The following is a 19,536-nucleotide window of genomic DNA, read 5'->3' as shown; positions in this document are numbered from 1 at the left end:
CATCTGTAAAAGGTGCTCTTTTTATTATGTATCACTTTAAAAAACAGAATTGTGTGATAAAATATAAAAAGGAAGGATGTGGGATTGGAATGAATTTGTTCGAAAGTAATATTTTTACATTGATATATACTTGTTTAGTAATCGGACTTATCGTTTTGTTTTTCCTATCATTTACTTTGTTCCTTAGAAGATTATTGCAAAACAGCGCTGCAAAAAAACAACATGTAATTAATATGAATAAGAAGCTAGATCGAATGATTGAATTGCTTGAAAAAGATAAGAAATAGTGATAGAAGATGTATGAAAAGGGGAAGAGGATGGCTAATTATATAAAAGAATTACGTGAAAAAGTAGGGCACGACTGTGTTCTCATAAACTTTGCGGGTGGTTGTGTGTTAAATGAATCTGGCGAAGTATTACTGCAAAAAAGAGGTGATTTTAATGCTTGGGGATTTCCTGGCGGTGCAATGGAAATCGGAGAATCTGCCGCAGAAACCGCGATTCGAGAAATAAAAGAAGAAACAGGTTATGATGTAGAAATAAATGAGCTTCTCGGGGTGTATACAAAATATTTTCAAACATATCCAAATGGTGATAGAGCTCAGTCAATTTTAATATTCTTTTCATGCTCAATTGCCGGTGGAGAGCAAAAAGTAGACGGTGATGAAACGTTGGAATTGAAGTTTTTCCCGCTAAACAAAATGCCACCATTGTTTAATCAACAACATGAGGATTGTTTACAGGACTTACTAGAGAAAAGAGTAGGGGTGTATCGTTAACATAAAAAAGAAGCTAATGAGATTAGCTTCTTTTTTATGTTTTATTTATTTCCACCAATCATCAAACATTGATGCTGGAACTTGTCTTTTATGTTCGCTCACTGTGTAACGTTTTTCAATTTTTTCTGCAACGTCAGTTGGAACTGCTTTACCTTCTAAATAATCATCTAGTTGATCATACGTAATACCTAACTCTGTTTCATCAGCTTGACCTGGTTTTTCATCTAATAAATCAGCTGTTGGCATTTTTAAGTAAAGTCGCTCGTCTGCACCTAATTCTTGTAATAGAGCGCGTCCTTGGCGTTTCGTTAATCCCGTTAATGGTAATAGGTCTGCACCACCATCTCCGAATTTTGTAAAGAATCCTGTAACAGCTTCTGCCGCGTGATCAGTTCCAATTACAAGTAGCCCTTGTTGACCACCGATTGCGTACTGCGTAACCATACGGATGCGTGCTTTCACGTTACCTTTATTGAAATCTGTTAATGATTCACCTAATAAGTTTTCGTATTGATTTGAGAAAGCATCAACTGTTGAAGCGATATCAAATGCAATAGATTGATCAGCTTGAATAAATTGTAATGCTAATTGCGCATCATCTTCGTCTTTTTGCACTTTATAAGGAAGGCGCACGGCGATAAACGTTGCGCTACCACCTTCATTACGAATTTCCTCCACTGCAAGCTGAGCTAAACGTCCAGCTAATGTAGAGTCTTGTCCGCCACTAATTCCAAGTACAAATCCTTTCGCACCTGTTTTTTTTACATAATCTTTTAAGAAATCAACACGTTTACGGATTTCTGCTTTCGGATCAATTACAGGCTGAACATGTAATGCTTTCATAATCTGTTCTTGTAATGTCATTATGTTTCCTCCTATTCATATTAAAGCAGTAATTAAGTTTATATGTATATTGGTACATACTTCTATCCTTTATTATTTCGCAAAACTAGCGAATATACAATAGGATGCGTGTATGAATATGAATGTAGTCATTATAATGAAACTGCTTCGTTTAAGCAATTTTTTTGAAACCTTTCAATAATGTAAGGTTTTTGTCATTTGAATCGATGGAAGGTATTTCCGTATTTTACTAATATAAAAACATAGTTAGTAGAAGGGCGGAGAAGTAATATGAATATTAGAGAACTCGCATACCGGAATGTAACGCGAAATAGACGAACATACTCAGCATATTTTTTAAGTAGTGCATTTGCTATTATGGCCTTTTTTGTGTATTCATTTTTTGCGTTTCATCCGGCATTAAGTGCTGGAGAACTGGGGCAATACGTGTTCGTAAGTATGTCTTTTGCACAGTCCATTATTTACTTATTTACATTTTTCTTTATTTTATATTCGATGGGAATGTTTTTAAAAACGAGAAAGCGTGAATTAGGAATTTTAATGATGTTAGGTATGACGAAATATCAATTAAAGCGTCTTATCTTCTTTGAAAATATTATGATTGGGATAGGGGCAATTATTTTTGGAATACTTGCAGGAATGCTATTTTCCGGAATGTTAATATTTGTAGCTCCGATGATATTAAAATTAGATATTTCCTTAGCTTATTACATACCAATGAAAGCCATTGTTGTAACGAGTATTATGTTTTTCGTATTATTTATGATCATTTCATTGTTTAGTGCAGGAATGATTCGGAAAAATAAAATTATGAAATTGTTTAGAGGATCAGCAGAAGCGAAGCCGGAACCGAAAGCTTCCATTATTTCTTCTATATTAGCAGTCATATTGCTTAGTGCGGGATATGCGGGAGCACTTATGTCACACGGTGCAATGGTATTTGTCATGATGATTCCTGTTACAACGGTAGTCATTATTGGTACGTATTTGCTGTACAAGCAGTTGAGTGTCTTTATTATTAGACTATGTAAAAAAAGTAAACGTTTCTATTGGACACAGACAAATATTGTTACGTTATCAGATTTAGCTTACCGTATGAGAGACAACGCCAGAATGTTCTTTATTGTAACTATTATTTCAACTGTAGCATTTTCAGCAATAGGTACATTAGTTGGTTTCGCATCAATGACGAAAGAAATTATGGAAAGACCAATTGCGTTTCATTACCACTCCAAGCAAGGAAATAGTAATGAATCACAGCATTTGAAGATAATTGATGAAGGATTAAAGAAGCATAGTATAACAGCTTCTAAAGCTACTATTTCAACGAAAAGGTCAGAGGAGCAGTCTTTAAGAAGTGCTATTTTCATAAAAGAATCAGATTATAAGGAGTATGCGAAGTTAACAGGAGAACCATTTCAAACTGTAGCAAGTAAAGAAGCTTTATTTTTATCAGTCGATATACCAGGCCCACCGATGAAAGAAAGAAAAGAAATTACTTTACCACATTTGAATGAATCTTTAAAAGTGAAAAAAGTTAATACTTCTTCATTAAGTAAAATACTAAGAGGTAACGTTTATGTAATCTCTAAAAATCAATATGATGCATTACAAGAAGGATTTAAAGAGGAAAAAGATTATGTGTACAAAACAGAAGGAACGAAAGATGAAATAGAGGTTGGTAAAGAGCTTACTCATCAAATGAAGATTTATGAAGAACATGCAATGTTTAGTGCAGAAGAGTACGAACAAAACCAAAGTTTACAAATCGCAGGACCAATTCTATTTGTAGGTTTCTTTATTGGTATAGTATTTTTCGTATGTGCAGGAAGTTTCCTTTACTTCCGTTTGTTTTCTGATTTGGAGGATGATACTCGTTTGTTTGAAATGATTCGAAAAGTAGGCTTAACGAGTGGAGAGTTATCGAAAGTAGTTACAATTCGATTGGCACTTTTATTCTTCGTTCCAATAGGCGTTGCAACATTACATGGGGCAGTAGCATTAACTGCACTCGGACAGATGTTTGAGTACTCACTATTTAAAGAAAATGCGATTGTATTAAGTATTTTCGTAGGAATTCAAGTTGGTTACTTTTTACTGATAAGATCTCGTTATTTAAAACAATTGAAAGAGAGATTACGTATTCGTTAAATGTGTTTTTTTAACTTGAGTACAAAATTTTCTAAAAAGAGACAAGTATTACCAAAAAGTGATAAAATGGAAAGAGCGAGGTGGAAAAAATAATAGAAAGTAAGGGGGGAGTATTATGAAAGCAACAGGAGTTATTCGAAAAGTAGACGAATTAGGACGAATTGTTATTCCTAAAGAATTACGTGATGTATTGGGAATACAAATCAAATCACCACTTGAAATTTTCGTAGAAGAAGATAAAGTCATTTTACAAAAATATCAACCTTACAATGCTTGTCAAATAACAGGTGATGTTTCAAATCAAAACATATCATTAGCAAATGGAAACATTACTGTTAGTATAGATGGAGCGAAACATTTAATAAAAGAAATAGAGAAGTTTTTAAATAAGAGTGAGGCTTAGTCTTAATTTATTTTATTTTTAAAATTTCATATCATTCTTTAAAAACTATGAAAGGACCATTAAATTGGTCCTTTTATTTTTGTTATTGGTTGTACCAATTGGATTTTTGGTGAATAAAAATTACGAGATAAATAAAAAGAGTAGTATAAAATTAGTAAGCTATATTGAGAAATATTTTTAAGGAAGGAAAACGAAACGAATAAAACGAATTTTACATTTAAACCTTTTCAAAAGTGGTCTGAAATGAAAATAATATATTTTCAGGAGGGATTACGATGAATAGTAGTACAGCGAATAAACAAAAAGGTATACAATTGATTCCTTTTACAGTAGATAAGGTGGTTGAACAAGTAAATGAAATTCCACCAGGTGTACAACTCATTCATGCTCCACAAGTATGGGAGAAGAGTGCGAAAGGAAAAGATATTGTTGTTGCCGTATTAGATACAGGTTGTGATGTGAATCATATAGATTTAAAGGATCGCATTATCGGTGGAAGAAATTTCACGAAAGATTACGAAGGGGATCCAAATATTTATCTTGATAATAACGGACACGGTACTCATGTAGCGGGGACAATTGCAGCGACTGAAAATGGTGTCGGTGTTTTAGGAGTCGCACCACTTGCTAAAATGTTAGTGTTAAAGGTTTTAGCGGGAGATGGTTCTGGAAGTTATGAGCAAATTATTGAGGCGATTCATTATGCTGTAAATTGGAGAGGACCTAATAAAGAAAGAGTTAGGGTCATTTCAATGTCACTTGGTGGCCCGCAAGACGTTCTAGAATTACATGAAGCAATTCAAAATGCGGTAAGACAAGATGTTCTCGTCGTATGTGCTGCTGGGAATAATGGAGATTGTAATGATAATACAGAGGAACTAGATTTCCCAGGTGCTTATTCCGAAGTAATTGAAGTCGGCGCTGTCAACTTAGAACGGAAAATCGCATGTTTTAGTAATTCGAATCAAGAAATTGATTTAGTGGCGCCAGGTGATGAAATATTATCTACGTATCCCGAAGGAAAATATGCGGTATTAAGTGGTACTTCTATGGCAACACCGCATGTTGCTGGAGCGCTGGCATTGCTCATTAAGCAGTGTGAGAGAGAATATGGTAGAAAGTTATCAGAGCCAGAAATATATGCACAACTTATTAAAAGAACTGTACCTTTAGGGTATGAACGTACATCTGAAGGGAATGGATTAATAGATTTATTAAAAGAATAGCAAATACGAAAAAACATCTCATATGAATATGAGATGTTTTTTCGTATGGTTCTGTCGCATATACAGGAGAATCTAGTATTTAATTCTTTTTCATGCAACGTATATTAGAATGGTAGTTATCCTATACGTCTGTTCATAAAATTATAAAAAGTACATAGAACTTGCATCGTAACAACGAAAACCGCTATAAGGTTAGAGGAGGTATATACTGATGATATATCAAGCTATCCAGCAGTTAATTGATCGTGCTATTGAAGTTCAATTAATTGAAAAAGAAGATGAAATATATACAAGGAATCAAATCCTTTCCTTACTTCGTTTAGATGACTTTGTAGTGGAAGCGTCAGCGCCCGCAAAGAAAGCAATTTCGGAGTTATTGGAAGAGTTAATTGAATATGCTTGTATGCATAAAGTCATTGAGGCAGTAATGGACGAGAAGGAGATTTTAGCAAGTGCAATTATGGATGTATTTATGTCCAAACCGTCCGTTATCAATTCTCTATTTTATGAAAAATACGAGCAAAATCCGAAGGCTGCGACAAATTACTTCTATGAGTTAAGTAAAAACAGCAACTATATCCAAATGAAGCAAATTGCCAAAAATATAAATTATAAAGTAAATACGGAATATGGACCCATTGATATAACGATTAATTTATCAAAACCGGAAAAAGACCCGAAACAAATTGCTAGAGAGAGAGTATTGGAAAGTACAAATTATCCAAAATGTTTACTCTGTATTGAGAATGAAGGATATAGAGGCAGAATTGGACATCCAGCACGCTCGAATCATCGTATGATTCGTATGAATCTTACAGATGAAAGCTGGTTTCTACAGTATTCTCCGTATATATACTTCAATGAACACTGTATTGTATTGTCTTCAGAACACCGTGATATGAAAATTGACCGTCAAACATTTTTACGTTTGTTAAAATTTGTAGAAAAATTCCCGCATTATTTCCTTGGTTCTAATGCAGATTTGCCTATTGTAGGAGGATCTATTCTAACACATGACCATTATCAAGGTGGAAATTATGAATTTGCTATGGCAAATGCATCAAACGACTTAATTTTTGAACTCACTAACTTTCCAGAAATGCAATGTTCTATTATTAAATGGCCAATGTCAGTTATTCGCTTAAGAAGTAACGACATAGAACAAATAGTAAATACAGGGGAGTACATATTAGAGAGGTGGAAGGGATATAGTGATCCTTCTGTTCATACATTTGCATTTACGAATGATGTTCCACATAATACGATTACGCCGATTGCCCGCTATCGGAATGGTATATACGAATTGGACCTTGTTTTGCGAAACAATCGTACAAGTGAAGAACATCCGCTAGGTATTTTCCACCCTCATGCGGAAATACAACATATTAAAAAGGAAAATATCGGACTGATTGAAGTAATGGGGTTAGCTGTACTTCCGGCGCGTTTAAAAACAGAACTTCAGGAAGTGGAAAAATTCTTACTTAACATTCCAAGTGATATTCCAACGCCTCATATACGATGGGCAGAACAATTAAAAATCAAATATGACAATCGGATACATGAACACAATGTACAGGAGATTATAAGAGAAGAAGTGGGACGGAAATTTATACAGGCGCTTGAAGATGCTGGTGTTTTTAAGCGAGATGACGAAGGGATATCGGCATTTAAACGTTTTATTCAGAGGTTAAATAAGGAATGAACTTAGTAGTGATGGTGATTACAAAATGACCTAATTATATGATAAGGGAGGTAATAATATGGAGGAGTGTGAGCATAAGCAACTACAGGAATTGAAACAGATAGGCGGCCCTGTATTAATGATGTGTATAAAATGTAATCAAATAATTAAAGTGTCCAAAGGATCCAGTACAAAAATAAAGTGAAAAAGAATGAAGCGTATATATTTCTAGTGTGTGATGAACAAAGTTCCTTCTGATTAAAGTTGCATTTTATTAAAAGAATAGAAAAAATTAAAAACATCTCATATGAATATGAGATGTTTTTTAGTATGGTTCTGTCGCATGTAATACGACCTCTAATAAACCGGGGAATCTAGCATGTAAGTCATCTTCACGAATTGAAATGAAACGTTGTGTGCCTTCAAGGCGTGTATACATAACACCAGATTCACGTAACACTTTGAAATGGTGAGATAAAGTTGATTTCGCAATTGGAATGTTTAACGCACCGCAAGATTGTTCATTTTTCTCTAATAGCATAGTTACAATTTGTAAACGGATTTGATCGCTAAGTGCGTATAAGACAGAAGAGAATTGAATTTCTTCTCGATTTGGATGATAGAGAGTACGCATTTTTCACCTGCTTGTATAAGTTAATATAGTTTGCACTATAACATATAAAGTGATATATTTCTATTGTTCGAATATAATCGAACAATAGAAATATAGGGGGAGAAAAAATGAAATATACCAAATTGCAAAAGGCAGGACTAAATATTTCAAAGTTAGGGCTAGGAACAAACGCTGTAGGGGGACATAATTTATATGCTGATGTGAATGAGGAGGAAGGAAAACGATTAATAGAAGAAGCTATCCAGCAAGGGATTACATTTTTTGATACAGCAGATTCATACGGATTCGGTAGATCAGAGGAATTGGTAGGGGAAGTATTGAAAGGAAAACGCCAAGAAGTTGTACTTGCTACAAAAGGTGGAATACAGCCGTTATTAAATGGAGAGGTTTATATTAATAATGAAAGAAGCTATTTAAGAAATGCTGTGGAAAATAGCTTAAGAAGATTACAAACTGATTATATTGATTTATATTATTTACATTTTACAAATCCAGAAACAAGTTACATAGATTCAATTGGTGAGCTTACTCGCCTAAAAGAAGAAGGGAAAATTCGTTCAATTGGAATATCTAACGTTAATGTAGAGCAGTTAAAAGAAGCGAATCAGCACGGACATATAGATGTTGTACAATCACCATATAATATGTTAGATCGTAATGCTGGGGAAGAACTTTTGCCGTATTGTATAGAATCAGGTATTTCATTTATTCCGTATGGGCCTCTTGCCTTTGGGATACTAGGCGGAAAATATACAGAAGATTTTAAATTGAACGAAGGCGATTGGCGTCAAAGTGTAAATCTATTTGAAGAAAATACATATAAGAGTAACTTTAAAAAAGTTGAGAAGTTAAAAGGTTTAGCTAAAGAAATGAATCTTGAAGTATCACATTTAGCTTTAGTATGGCTATTAAATAAAAAAGGAATTGATACTGTTATTCCTGGTGGGAAACGAGCGGAGCAAATAAGAGAAAGTGTAAGAGCGGTGGAAGTTTCATTGAATGAAAAGGTTATGGAAGAAATTAAATCTATTTTAGAAGATTAGTTGAGAAGAGGGGTACTTCCCTCTTTTTATCCCGCATTAACGGGCAGTAAGACCCCCACCTCAAAATTTAGCGGAAGCAAAGAAGTTAGGTGGGGGATCAACTGCCCGTAAAAGCCCGATTGGTTCAACTAATAATCAGTGGGGGATTGAACAAAACCCCCACTGATTAAAGTTTCACTTTATATAAAAGGAGAAGGTTTAAATGAAAAGAGTACTAGCTGTATTCTTTACGATAATGTTTATGATAGGTACAGATACTTTCTTAATTTCACCACTATTACCGACATTACAAAAGGTGTATCATGTTTCAACTGAGCTGTCAGGGTGGATGGTGAGTTCATATGCTTTAGGATACGCTGGATTTGCGCTTATTGCTGGTCCTATATCAGATGGCTTAAACAGAAAAACAGTGATGGTAATAGGAATGAGTTTTTTTGCGTTAAGTACGTTTTTATGTGGAATGGCACCGAGTTTTCTATGGATGCTAGCATTTAGATTTTTAGCAGGTGTAAGTGCAGCCTTTGTATCTCCACAAGTGTGGGCATCTATTCCGCTCCTTATAGAGAAGGAGCAAATTGTAAAGGCAATTGGATTTGCAACAGCAGGGTTAGCAATCTCTCAAATTTTAGGGTTGCCAGTTGGATCGTATTTGGCAATCATACACTATACAACACCATTCTTCGTCATTGGTATATTATCAACACTACTTGTAATTCTTATCTATGTAGTATTACCAGAAATAAAACCGGTTCATATAGGTGGAAGTAAAACAAACATCTTAAAGCGCTATAAACAATTACTTACAGATTCAAAGGTTTCAATTTCTTATTTTGCATATTTTGTTTTTCAAACTGGTAATTTTGCTGCATTTTCATTTTTGGGTGTATGGCTTTCCATTCAATTTGGTTTACAAGTTCATGAAGTAGGTACAGCTATGCTCGTATTAGGACTAGGAAATTTAACTGGTAATATTTTTGGCCCTAGAATCGTAAATAAAATTGGTTATAACCTTTCTTTCTATGGTGGAATTATATTTACAGCAGTGCTATATGTATTACTTCCTCATGTAAAGAACATCGTATTGGTGGAGTTATTGTTCTTTGTTTTGTTTTTTGTGACAGGAATTTTGTTTGTATTAATGATGAGGCACTTACAAAACATATCTAGTGTAGCAAGAGGAACAGGAGCCGCGCTTGCTAATGCTTCTATGTATATTGGTCAAATGATTGGAGCTGCAATAGCAGGACTGCTATTTGCAGCATCTCACAATTTTATACTTATAGGTAGTTTTACTGCGTTACTATATATAGGAGCTTTATTTTTGTTTAGAAAAAGTGAAAAGCTTAATGAAGATAGTGAAACAGGAATTGCATCATAAAGTCTGTATAAATATTTTGCAAATCAGAATTAATAAGAGTGTGAATACATGAATGTGCTATTAATTACAGTGGTTACTAAAAGTATAGAAATAGTAGTAGAAATGTATTGTAACAAAGTTATGAGGAATTCAAAAATAAAAAATCCCTACAAAGATAGGGATTTATATATCGGCATATAGTTCCTCGGAAAAGGATATATGTAGTTTAACATATAGAACTACTTATATTTGTGAAATAGATGTGAAAGTAATGTGAAAAATGCTGAAAGAAAAAACTATTTAAATAGAGGATAATTTAGATGAGGATATGGATTTTACATAAATGCTGTGTTATATTTCTACTTATCTGTTAATAATTACATGTTTTAATTTTATTGGGGATAAAAGGGAGAGATTTAAATGCAATGGTATTTGAAAGCTCTAAAGAATTATGGGAATTTTAGTGGTAGAGCTACGCGAAAAGAGTACTGGACTTTTAGTTTATCGAATATCGTAATTTTTTGGTTATTGTTATTTTTATCATCATTTTCAGAGGTGTTAGTTGCTATTATTGCGTTGCTATTTATGTTAGTAATGATTATACCAAGTTTTTCGGTTGGTGCACGACGATTGCATGATATTGGGAAAACAGGATGGTGGCAACTATTAAATTTTGTACCGTTTGGTAGCGTTGTTTTACTTGTATTTTTTATCATTGAAAGTGAAGAAAATGACAATCAATACGGACCAAATCCGCATTCAGATTTAAAAGAAGCGATTTAATAAACCTATTATTAAAATGGTTTGCACGGGCTAATATTATTAAGTTGATCTCTAGGCCTATATGACTTTTGAAACTGTAAAAATGGGAAGAATAAAGGCAGAGAGAATATAGCATGGCAAGAAGAAAAAACTCTAAATAAAAAGCACTGTTTTAGCTAATGTAACTAAAACAGTGCTTTTCTCTTTGATTGAACTGTTGCTGCATTTTCATCATGTATGCCTGCATCTTTAATAATTCGTTGTTTTGCTTTATTTAATAGATGGTCTACTGCTTCACCAAAATAATTAGCTTCGCTTTTTGTGCGGGCTTCTCGTAAACATTTATAGTTATCTAGCAGTTCCTCTTTTTCAGTGTTTGTTAAGAAATCTTCTATTTTCTTTTTTGTCATACGAAACACCCTTTCTTCTGACAAACGACGCAATAGAAAATATTTATTGTTTATTATAGCAATAATTTTTAAAGAAAGTATAGACTAACGTCGTAATAATTTGTCAATTTCTTGAATCTTCTCATCAGCTTTCCCAATTTGTGTATTTTTAGCCTGCTCACCACCAAGCGCTTGGTGCAGTAAGAAAGTCTGACCGGAAATAGCAGTCACAATGGATACTTTTATAATTTCTTTTATTAAGGTGACATCGAATAGAACGAGTCCAAGAAGTGCAGCTAAGCTACCAGTGAAAATATCAGTCAAAAACCCAAAGTGAAAAAAAGTTTTCAAACGGCGTGGAAGCAATAACTTGCCTTGGTTATTGATAAGATGGGAAACGAAACCAGTAATGCCACCAACGAGAACAGCAGTTAGCCATTGATACATTTCCATCGAATCCACTCCTTTTAGTGAATAAGATTCGATTCTTTTATATTGATTCCTTTTAATATTTCATAGAAGCATATTGAGAAAGTTTGTTTGGGTTTATTATGAATTCAATTTAATTATAACAGAAAAACCTGATATCTTTCAGTCTATTATATGAAGCGGCTATTCCTTAATATGAATGTAGAAAGGGGTGAGTGATATGAATATAGATTATCGAATAAGAAGTGCAGATGGTTATACAAAAAATATAGGGGAATTAGTAAGCATGCTGGAGCATACGAGGGCTGTAACATTACAGGAAATAAACGGTCTATCTGTTGAGCAATTAGATTTCATTATGACGAGTGGAGGGAATTCCATCGGAGCGTTACTAAAGCATATAGCAGCTATAGAAAAAGCCCATCAACTTATTTCATTTCAAGAGCGCGACTTTACAAAAGAAGAATTAGAAATATGGGAAGACGCACTGTATTTAGGGAAAGCGGGGAGAACAATCCGTGGTCATGAAATACAGTATTATGTACAACTTCTACAAAGTGTTCGAGAAGAATCTCTGAAGTATTTGAATGAACAAGATGATGAATGGCTTATGTCAGAAAGAAAGTGGCCTAACGGTGTAGCGTATAACCAGCACTATCTGTGGTTTCATGTGCTAGAAGATGAGGTTAGTCACCGTGGACAAATTAGAATGATGAAAAATAAAATATTTGAAAATTGCGTTAAATAAGGTAGCTTTTTAAATAAATATTCCATATAATGAGAGTAATTAAAATGAGAACGGAGTGATGTATTATGGCGAAGATAACGTATATGAATAATAAACCAAATACAAAGGTGGATGGAAAGGGCGAGACTGTATAAGTGAGCGCACGATCCTTCCGCTTAGCTCAAACTAGGGAGGATATCAATTTGAATCAAAATATTTTAAAATCATTCGGCTGGGATTCTTTTTTTGAAGAACAAGCTGTAGAGAACTTTGAAGTAGGGCGTATTTTACTTGAGCATAAACATGTATATCGAATTATTTGTAATGATGGTGAATATATGGCAGAGCTGTCTGGAAAGTTTCGGCATGAAGCAGTAACGAAGGGAGATTATCCAGCGGTTGGTGATTGGGTGTATATAAAGAAAATAGAGAATGAAAAGAAAGCAATTATTCATCGTATTTTTCAAAGAAGAAGCTCTTTTTCTAGACAAGAGGCTGGTAATCGAACGGAAGAACAAGTAATAGCAGCAAATGTAGATTATCTATTTTTAGTAAATGCACTTAACCATGATTTTAACGTAAGAAGAATAGAACGTTATTTACTATTAGCGTATGAAAGTGGTGCAATGCCTGTTATTGTTTTAACAAAGAGTAGCTTATGTGAAGACGTGGAGCAGAAAATTGTTGAAACGGAAGCTGTGGCAATTGGTGTTCCGATCTTCGTCGTTGATAGTTTAGAGCATACTGGTATTGAATCGTTGCAGCAATTTGTTTCTTCAGGAAAAACAATTGCTTTAGTCGGGTCATCGGGGGTTGGAAAATCCACTTTGTTAAATGCACTCATAGGACTTGAAGTAGCAAAAACGGGAGATATTCGTGAGGAAGATAGTAAAGGAAGGCATACGACAACTCATCGTGAATTGTTCCGATTACCGAGTGGTGGTTTAGTTATTGATACTCCGGGTATGAGGGAGCTGCAGCTTTGGGAAGGAAGCGATGCAATTCAAACAACATTTTCTGATATTGAAGAATTAGCAAAAACGTGCCGTTTTAGGGATTGTAAACATGAAAATGAGCCAGGGTGCGCAGTGCATAATGCAATTGATAACGGAATTATTACGATAAATCGTTTGCAAAGCTATAAAAAATTACAAAGAGAACTGGCGTATTTTATGAGAAAACAAGATGCTATTCTTGCGAGAGCAGAGCGTGATAAGTGGAAAAAGATTTCTAAACAGCATAAAAAAATATGAAAAGCCAAAGGGTGGTTCCCTTTGGCTTTTTTTGTATTTGTAAATTTTATAATAATATTATTCAAATATATAGACAAAGGGAATTTAATTGTTTAAACTTTACAAAGTATCCATCGTAATAGATTATGAAAATAATAATTTAGGGATGGGAAATGTTTACAACTCGCTAGATTTAACTATTGAAATTGAAAAGCAGGAGGTTTGTAATGGGTAGACTATTAAATTGGTTTCGTGATATGAAAGTAGCAAAAAAACTACTAATTTCGTTTTTTGTCATTTTAATTGCGGCTGTCTCTATTATTGGAGGCATGTCTTATCAAACAGCTAAAAAGAATTTTGAATCACAAATTACGAGCAGTGCTCACGACAATATAAAAATATTAGATAATTTAATCAATCAAATGATTGAGGCAAAATTTAATGATGTAAATAATTTTGCACGGGTGATTCAAGGTAATATGTATCAAGGGGATAATCAAGATGAAGTAAGAAAAATGTTATCTCAATATATTAATTTGAATAAAGATGTTGAACAAGTATACGTTGCTGGGAATGATAAGAAATTTGTGCAAGAACCAAATATACAAATGGCAGCAGACTATGATCCAACAGAACGTTCTTGGTATAAAGATGCAGTGGCAAAACAAGGTGGTATTGTCGTTACTGAGCCGTATAAGGCGCAAGGAAATGGACATATTGTCGTAACGATTGCAAAACAAGCAGAAGATAAAAACGGTGTTGTAGCAATAGATTTAAGTTTAGATAATTTATTAAAAACAACAAAGTTAATCAATATCGGTAAAAAGGGATATGCTTTCATTTTAGATGGAAAACAAAAAATAATTGCACATCCTCAAGAAAAATCTGGGGAAAAAGCAGCTGATTCTTGGGCGAAGAAAATTTATGAAGATAACCATGGTGCTTTTTCATATATGTATGATGGCAGCGAAAAACAAATGGTATTTGCTACAAATGTAAAAACAGGTTGGAAAATCGGTGGAACGATGTACTCAAATGAAATAATTGAAGCTGCGCAGCCTGTATTTTATAATATGTTAATTGTTATGTTCATTTCATTAGTTATAGGCGGAGCACTTATTTATTTTGTGACACTTTCTATAACGAAGCCATTAAAAAGATTAGTTGCCACTTCTAAAGAAATAAGTGAGGGAGATTTAACGCAAACAATCGAGATTCATTCTAATGATGAAATTGGCCAACTTGCAAAAGGATTCAATGAGATGACAGATGCATTGCGAACGTTAATTGGAAGAATTAATACTTCGGCTGGACATGTTGCAGCAGCATCAGAAGAGCTAACGGCAAGTGTAAGACAAGCGAGTGAAGCGACTGAGCAAATTACAATGGCAATGGATGAAATATCGAGCGGGGCAACAACGCAAACAACGAGCGTAGAAAATGGTGCAATGTTATTATTTGATGTAACAGAAGGAATTCAGCATGTAGCAAATAGTTCATCATCAATTAGCACGGCTTCTGCTCATACTCGTGAAAAAGCAGAAGATGGTGGAAAACTAGTCGAAAAAACAGTAAATCAAATGCAGTCTATTGCAGAATCTGTTTCACAATCAGATGAAGTTATACAGTTGCTAAATAATAAATCAAAACAAATTGGTGACATACTAGAAGTCATTCAAAATATTGCAGATCAAACGAATCTTCTAGCTTTGAATGCGGCAATTGAAGCTGCAAGAGCAGGAGAGCACGGAAGAGGATTTGCAATTGTTGCAGATGAAGTACGTAAATTGGCGGAGAAGTCTAGTGTATCTTCTAGTGAAATTAGTAAATTAATATGTGAAATACAAGATGACATGAGTAAGACGGTAAAATCTATGGGGCATGTAAATGAAGAAGTTCAATCTGGACTTGTTATTGCGAATGAAACGAAGCAAAACTTTACTGAGATATTACTATCTACAAATGAAATTGCAGATCAGATTAAAACGATGGTTGAAACGGCTAATGGGATGTCAAAAGGTGCAAATGAAGTGTCTATTTCAGTAGGTCAAATTGCAATGACAGCACAGAACAATGCGACGAGTACTCAAAGCGTTGCAGCATCAGCAGAAGAACAACTAGCGTCCATTGAGGAGATTAGTTCGGCGGCTGGTACATTATCTCAAATGGCCGAAGAGTTACAAGGGTTAATTGAAAGATTTAAAGTGTAACAGAGGACAGACTACTCCAAAATAGCAGTATGCGATTTTGGAGTAGTCTGTTTTTATTATGTAACATGAAATGGGATAGAGAGTATTTTTATGATGTTTAAAGGTATATCATGTATAATATTTGTCGAAAAATAGAGGTATTTGTTAACTTTGTGTATAATTATAGTCATATAAAATGCAAATAAAGGAGATTACTATGGGAGTTTATTGGGGTACCAAAAGACATTCTTGGCTTAGTTATGTCTCGTTTTGGTTAAGTATTTCATTTTTTATTGTCTTTTTAATTGAAGTGTTTATTTTAAAAACACTTTCGAATAGTTCGGTGCAAATTGTTAAATATTTTTATTTTATACTTGTACCAGTAAACATCTTTCTTAGTTTAAAGTTACTCTTTAAGAAGAATGAAAAGAAAGCATTACCTATTTTTAGTTTCATTGTATCATTATTATTTACAATTTTAATACTAGTATTAGCGTTAGTAGCTACGGGGAAATTCTTTTAAGGGGAGTGATAAAAGTCACTCTTCTTTTTTGTTATTGTAAGGAAATACTAAGCGGAGGATGGACAAAGAGTGCATTTACTTATGTTTGATATGATTGGAAAGCGTTAGAAGCATATTAAGAAATATAATGAGAGACAATTCATATAAAAATGAAGAGAATCAGGTGTTTTACATGCAATTATGAAGCAAATGAATACGGTAAAAACGACGATATATGGTACAATACATATGGATAGTGATAGAGATAAAGGGTATATAAAATACTCATCGTTTTTTAGTAAGAGAGGGGTTATCTTATGCTATACGAGGATTTGATGACATTATTTCAAGCAGCTCCGAAAGAAGAAGGTAGAGGCGGCTGGAAATATATAATCCAGGAACGAAATGATAAATATGAAATTGTTGATGAACTGTTGAAAAATCAAATGAGTGTTGAATTGTATTTTAATGAATATGATGAGGTGAAAATCACTTTATATAAAGATGGAATGCCTATTTCTACTATGCAAAGAATTGCGATTTCAAAAGTTGAATTAGACGAAGAGGAAGAAGGAATTCAATTCGTTTTAGAACGTATGCCTAGTCGGATGATTCGGTTGCAATTAAAGCCATATTTAGCACTCGAAATGGGGCCGTACTGGGAAGTATGCGATGATTGTGAATGAACATAAAAGAAGCATCCAATAACATGGATGCTTCTTTTATGTTTTTTGAAGTTGTTTAAAAGCAATAATTGGCAGTAAAATGATGCTGACCCATCCAATTATAGGATATAGAATGTGGAGTAATTCACTGTAACCAATGTAACTAAAGCAATAACTAATCAGTAAAATGAAGAAAATAATATTGTTACTTTTCCATCCGGTGATGGATTGCATTTGTTTTGTCATTCCGAACACATTACCAACTAAAGTTGTGAACACTTCACCGAAAATGATAAGGACAAAGAAAAAGTGAAAAGTTGCATTGAATTTTCTTATGACTTCAGCCATTGGGATATTATATTGATAAAATTGATCGACTGATAAAATAGCTAAATGGCTACATAATAAAATTAAAGAAAGTCCTGCACCGCCTAAAATACCGCCCCATAAAATGGCCTTTCGATCTTTTACTTCACTGGCTAACGGGACGAGAACGCTTTGGGCGAGAGAAAGATTTAAGGCGACATATGTAATAGGACTAGTAATCCACTTCATATTCCAGCTTTCTGCAGGAATAGTGTCACTAATAGGAGTTGTACCGTGAAAAAAAGTTGTAATAGCAAGTCCGATAATAAAAATCATCATAATAGGTACGACAAGTGTATTAACTTCAAAAACCCCTTGTAATCCGCGACTACCTATAAGGAGACAGGCGATCAATATAATGAAAATACCAAGTTGTCTTGGTAAACGAAGTTGCTCTTCAAATACCGCCCCAGCTCCTGATAACATAACGCTCGTTACACCAAATAATACGAGTAATAATAGTGTGTTTACAACATTTCCAAATACATCCCCAAATAAATATTTGTTAAATTCTTGCGCTGAAAATGCACCAATTTGTGATGAAAGTAACATCATCTTTGTGCCAAGCCAAATAAAAAAAAGTCCACTTACACATATGCCAATTGTTCCATATAATCCGTTCACTGTAAAAAATTCAACAATTTCTCGTCCAGTAGCAAATCCAGCTCCAACGACTGTTCCAATATAAGTAGCAGCGACCTTCTTTGCTACTTGCCATTGTTGATTTTCCATGTTATCCCTCTTTCTACTACGATGAGCTTGATTTACTATTATGCATATGTATGAGCTTGGACAATTAGACTTATGAAGTGTTTGAAAACATACATGAATTAAAAGATATTAGGGAAGTATTAAAGGTGTTAAAACTTTGTTACATATGAGCCAATCGTTCGAAAGGGTAGGAAATGTATGGTAACATGTAACTAGGTTATTAAAAGATAAACATTATGAAATGATAAGAGGAGTGGATTGTATGAGTACGAAAACAAATGTTGTTGAAGTATTAAACAAGCAGGTAGCAAACTGGAATGTGTTATATGTGAAACTACATAATTATCACTGGTATGTGACAGGACCACACTTCTTTACGTTACATGAGAAATTTGAAGAGTTTTACAATGAAGCTGGAACAAATATTGATGAATTAGCAGAACGTATTTTAGCGTTGGAAGGTAAACCGCTAGCGACAATGAAAGAATATCTTGCAACATCTAGTGTGAGTGAAGGGACAAGCAAGGAATCTGCAGAAGAAATGGTGCAAACATTAGTGAATGATTACTCTGCACTTATTCAAGAATTAAAAGAAGGTATGGAAGTTGCTGGCGAAGCTGGCGATGAAACATCAGCAGACATGTTGTTAGCGATTCATACAACATTAGAACAACATGTATGGATGCTAAGTGCGTTCTTAAAATAAATATAAGTATATTAAGGAAAAGTCGTTGAAAAATTCGTTCAATGGCTTTTTTTGTCATTTTTCAGTTTTCTTTTATGCTATAATATAGTAAAAAGGAGGCGATGCAATGTTTCGCTTTTTCAGAACTGGAAAAGAAGAGCGTGAAATTACGAAAGATGAATTAGAACAAGCGATGGCTAAGTTTCTAGAAACGAATGCTAATATCGTTTATACAGTATTAGTAAATGATGATTATACAGTAAATTATGATTTGTTAAAGCCGTATTTACTTGCATTTCCAACAAATAGTTTTCTTATTACGAAGGAAACGCTTGAGGTATTTGAACATACAGAAGAAAATCTAAACCTAGTTAAAGAAATTGATATCGTACAAAAAGCAGTAGATCAGTACGTAACAGAAAAAGAAATGTTTCCACTTGTTGAAGGTAGTGAAGAGCGTCTTATATGCGGGATAAAATTAGGACCATATTTGAAGCGTATATTAAAAAGAGACCTATATATTTCAGAAAAACATTATTTAGTTTCAAGTAAACCGGACAGAAAAAAACAAAAGAGTGGGTAGATGTATTGAGAACAACAATAAATATATTGTTGTCTTTTTTTTGTTTTTGAAAACATTGATTTTTCTGTTTATTAAACTTTATACTAAACTTATTGGACGAAGAGAAGTAATGATTAAGTATTGTTAGCGTGAGTTATATACAGTGATTACAGAATGGT

The 19,536-nt window shown here is 33.9% G+C and carries 21 protein-coding genes and 2 pseudogenes; 18 read left to right on the top strand and 5 right to left on the bottom strand.

Annotation, left to right across the window (positions count from 1 at the left end; all coding sequences use genetic code 11):
• Window positions 1-89 precede the first annotated feature (89 nt).
• Both FS802_RS04175 and FS802_RS04170 read left to right on the top strand, forming a co-directional pair.
• On the top strand, window positions 90-287 hold the full coding sequence (locus FS802_RS04175; RefSeq protein WP_002203457.1) for a DUF4083 domain-containing protein: 198 nt from the start codon (window positions 90-92) through the stop codon (window positions 285-287).
• A 30-nt stretch (window positions 288-317) separates the two neighbouring features.
• Window positions 318-779, top strand: a complete 462-nt coding sequence (locus tag FS802_RS04170) for an NUDIX hydrolase (RefSeq protein WP_000024987.1) — start codon at window positions 318-320, stop codon at window positions 777-779.
• Window positions 780-824: 45 nt separating this feature from the next.
• On the opposite strand, the gene nadE is transcribed toward FS802_RS04170, so the two are convergent.
• Window positions 825-1,643 carry an ammonia-dependent NAD(+) synthetase gene (gene nadE / locus FS802_RS04165; RefSeq protein ID WP_000174887.1) on the bottom strand — a complete coding sequence of 273 codons (819 nt, stop codon included), beginning with the start codon at window positions 1,641-1,643 and terminating at the stop codon, window positions 825-827.
• A 270-nt stretch (window positions 1,644-1,913) separates the two neighbouring features.
• Here nadE and FS802_RS04160 point away from each other — a divergent pair, with 270 nt between their 5' ends.
• The 4 genes from FS802_RS04160 (at window position 1,914) to galT (ending at window position 7,125) form a co-directional block, all read left to right on the top strand.
• Window positions 1,914-3,794: an ABC transporter permease gene (locus FS802_RS04160; protein WP_098653768.1), complete on the top strand. Its 1,881-nt coding sequence runs from the start codon at window positions 1,914-1,916 to the stop codon at window positions 3,792-3,794.
• Window positions 3,795-3,909: 115 nt separating this feature from the next.
• Entirely contained in the window at window positions 3,910-4,197 is a 288-nt protein-coding gene (locus tag FS802_RS04155; protein ID WP_000648329.1) for an AbrB/MazE/SpoVT family DNA-binding domain-containing protein, read from the top strand.
• Between the two features lie 275 nt (window positions 4,198-4,472).
• Window positions 4,473-5,423, top strand: coding sequence for a serine protease (locus FS802_RS04150; protein WP_001089046.1), 951 nt, complete (start codon window positions 4,473-4,475; stop codon window positions 5,421-5,423).
• A gap of 211 nt (window positions 5,424-5,634) precedes the next feature.
• On the top strand, window positions 5,635-7,125 hold the full coding sequence (gene galT / locus FS802_RS04145) for a UDP-glucose--hexose-1-phosphate uridylyltransferase (RefSeq protein WP_000640225.1): 1,491 nt from the start codon (window positions 5,635-5,637) through the stop codon (window positions 7,123-7,125).
• Window positions 7,126-7,429: 304 nt separating this feature from the next.
• On the opposite strand, the gene FS802_RS04140 is transcribed toward galT, so the two are convergent.
• Complete coding sequence (locus FS802_RS04140; RefSeq protein ID WP_001259914.1) at window positions 7,430-7,738, bottom strand: ArsR/SmtB family transcription factor; 309 nt, start codon at window positions 7,736-7,738, stop codon at window positions 7,430-7,432.
• 107 nt (window positions 7,739-7,845) lie between these two features.
• On the opposite strand from FS802_RS04140, the gene FS802_RS04135 reads away from it, so the two are divergent.
• The 4 genes and pseudogenes from FS802_RS04135 (at window position 7,846) to FS802_RS04120 (ending at window position 10,921) form a co-directional block, all read left to right on the top strand.
• Window positions 7,846-8,781 carry an aldo/keto reductase gene (locus tag FS802_RS04135; RefSeq protein WP_098653767.1) on the top strand — a complete coding sequence of 312 codons (936 nt, stop codon included), beginning with the start codon at window positions 7,846-7,848 and terminating at the stop codon, window positions 8,779-8,781.
• Window positions 8,782-8,983: 202 nt separating this feature from the next.
• Window positions 8,984-10,159 (top strand): MFS transporter, encoded by a 1,176-nt coding sequence (locus FS802_RS04130; protein WP_098653766.1) that lies wholly within the window; start codon window positions 8,984-8,986, stop codon window positions 10,157-10,159.
• A gap of 48 nt (window positions 10,160-10,207) precedes the next feature.
• Window positions 10,208-10,415 (top strand): annotated as a pseudogene (locus tag FS802_RS31825) (hypothetical protein).
• 143 nt (window positions 10,416-10,558) lie between these two features.
• Window positions 10,559-10,921 (top strand): DUF805 domain-containing protein, encoded by a 363-nt coding sequence (locus FS802_RS04120; RefSeq protein WP_001198797.1) that lies wholly within the window; start codon window positions 10,559-10,561, stop codon window positions 10,919-10,921.
• A 164-nt stretch (window positions 10,922-11,085) separates the two neighbouring features.
• Here the strand turns inward: FS802_RS04120 and FS802_RS04115 are convergent, their stop codons facing one another.
• Complete coding sequence (locus FS802_RS04115; RefSeq protein ID WP_098775992.1) at window positions 11,086-11,310, bottom strand: hypothetical protein; 225 nt, start codon at window positions 11,308-11,310, stop codon at window positions 11,086-11,088.
• 84 nt (window positions 11,311-11,394) lie between these two features.
• Complete coding sequence (locus FS802_RS04110) at window positions 11,395-11,742, bottom strand: DUF4257 domain-containing protein (RefSeq protein WP_000426320.1); 348 nt, start codon at window positions 11,740-11,742, stop codon at window positions 11,395-11,397.
• 196 nt (window positions 11,743-11,938) lie between these two features.
• Between FS802_RS04110 and FS802_RS04105 the strand changes: the two genes are divergently transcribed.
• From FS802_RS04105 to FS802_RS04085, 6 genes and pseudogenes are all read left to right on the top strand, one after another.
• Window positions 11,939-12,466 carry a DinB family protein gene (locus FS802_RS04105; protein ID WP_098653764.1) on the top strand — a complete coding sequence of 176 codons (528 nt, stop codon included), beginning with the start codon at window positions 11,939-11,941 and terminating at the stop codon, window positions 12,464-12,466.
• A gap of 182 nt (window positions 12,467-12,648) precedes the next feature.
• Complete coding sequence (gene rsgA, locus FS802_RS04100) at window positions 12,649-13,698, top strand: ribosome small subunit-dependent GTPase A (protein WP_141545891.1); 1,050 nt, start codon at window positions 12,649-12,651, stop codon at window positions 13,696-13,698.
• Window positions 13,699-13,904: 206 nt separating this feature from the next.
• Window positions 13,905-14,945 (top strand): annotated as a pseudogene (locus FS802_RS32025) (cache domain-containing protein); the annotation flags it as partial.
• A complete protein-coding gene (locus FS802_RS32020) occupies window positions 14,940-15,887 on the top strand; it encodes a methyl-accepting chemotaxis protein (RefSeq protein WP_442752348.1) in 948 nt (315 codons plus the stop codon). The pseudogene FS802_RS32025 and the gene FS802_RS32020, both read left to right, overlap by 6 nt.
• Window positions 15,888-16,083: 196 nt before the next feature.
• The gene (locus FS802_RS04090; protein ID WP_000539573.1) at window positions 16,084-16,389 is read left to right on the top strand and encodes a hypothetical protein; all 306 of its coding nucleotides are present in this window, start codon (window positions 16,084-16,086) and stop codon (window positions 16,387-16,389) included.
• 296 nt (window positions 16,390-16,685) lie between these two features.
• Window positions 16,686-17,054 carry a DUF3979 family protein gene (locus tag FS802_RS04085; protein WP_000965083.1) on the top strand — a complete coding sequence of 123 codons (369 nt, stop codon included), beginning with the start codon at window positions 16,686-16,688 and terminating at the stop codon, window positions 17,052-17,054.
• A gap of 36 nt (window positions 17,055-17,090) precedes the next feature.
• Here FS802_RS04085 and FS802_RS04080 read toward each other — a convergent pair whose 3' ends face one another.
• A complete protein-coding gene (locus tag FS802_RS04080; protein ID WP_098653762.1) occupies window positions 17,091-18,131 on the bottom strand; it encodes a YkvI family membrane protein in 1,041 nt (346 codons plus the stop codon).
• A 241-nt stretch (window positions 18,132-18,372) separates the two neighbouring features.
• On the opposite strand from FS802_RS04080, the gene FS802_RS04075 reads away from it, so the two are divergent.
• Together FS802_RS04075 and FS802_RS04070 are read left to right on the top strand one after the other, a co-directional pair.
• Window positions 18,373-18,816, top strand: coding sequence for a Dps family protein (locus FS802_RS04075; protein WP_000105195.1), 444 nt, complete (start codon window positions 18,373-18,375; stop codon window positions 18,814-18,816).
• Between the two features lie 106 nt (window positions 18,817-18,922).
• On the top strand, window positions 18,923-19,378 hold the full coding sequence (locus FS802_RS04070; RefSeq protein WP_000488201.1) for a DUF3939 domain-containing protein: 456 nt from the start codon (window positions 18,923-18,925) through the stop codon (window positions 19,376-19,378).
• The last annotated feature ends 158 nt before the right edge of the window (window positions 19,379-19,536 follow it).

The organism is Bacillus sp. DE0042 (genome assembly GCF_007680225.1).
In the GTDB taxonomy this organism is placed as follows: Bacteria; Bacillota; Bacilli; order Bacillales; family Bacillaceae_G; genus Bacillus_A; species Bacillus_A wiedmannii.
This window is presented reverse-complemented; position numbering and strand designations above follow the sequence as displayed.